Consider the following 440-nt stretch of genomic DNA (forward strand, 5'->3'; position numbering starts at 1 on the left):
CTTGTAGGTGTTTTTGATACAGTAGCATTTAATATTCTACCATTTATATTTTGAGTCACTTTAGCCTTAACCCATTTTAATTTTGGTAGCTTAATTAGATTATCCTTAATAATTATATTATTATTTACACACTTACTTTCAAAACTTCTTTTAGGGTTTCTTTTACTTTTGAACTTTGGAAATCCTTGATTATTGCCCTTTTTAAATTCTCTAAAGAAGTTTTTATATGCACTATCTAAATCATCAATAGTAGCTTGTAAGCTGGTTGAATCAACTTCTTTAAGCCATTCATATTCTTTTTTAAGTGATGGAAGTTTTTTAATTAAATCATACTTTGAATGTGATTTACCTTCTTTTTCATAGCTTTCTTTTTGAAGTGCTAACATATGATTATACACAAATCTTGAACATCCAAAAGATTTTTCTATTATTTCTTTTTG

At 25.9% G+C, this 440-nt stretch carries 1 protein-coding gene; it reads right to left on the reverse strand.

Annotated features, from left to right (window positions below; translation table 11 throughout):
• Positions 1-440: RNA-guided endonuclease TnpB family protein (locus KGF41_RS20535; protein ID WP_227857140.1), on the reverse strand; the 440-nt coding region annotated here is incomplete at both ends.

It is taken from the genome of Clostridioides sp. ZZV14-6150 (assembly GCF_020657875.1).
Taxonomy (GTDB): Bacteria; Bacillota; Clostridia; order Peptostreptococcales; family Peptostreptococcaceae; genus Clostridioides.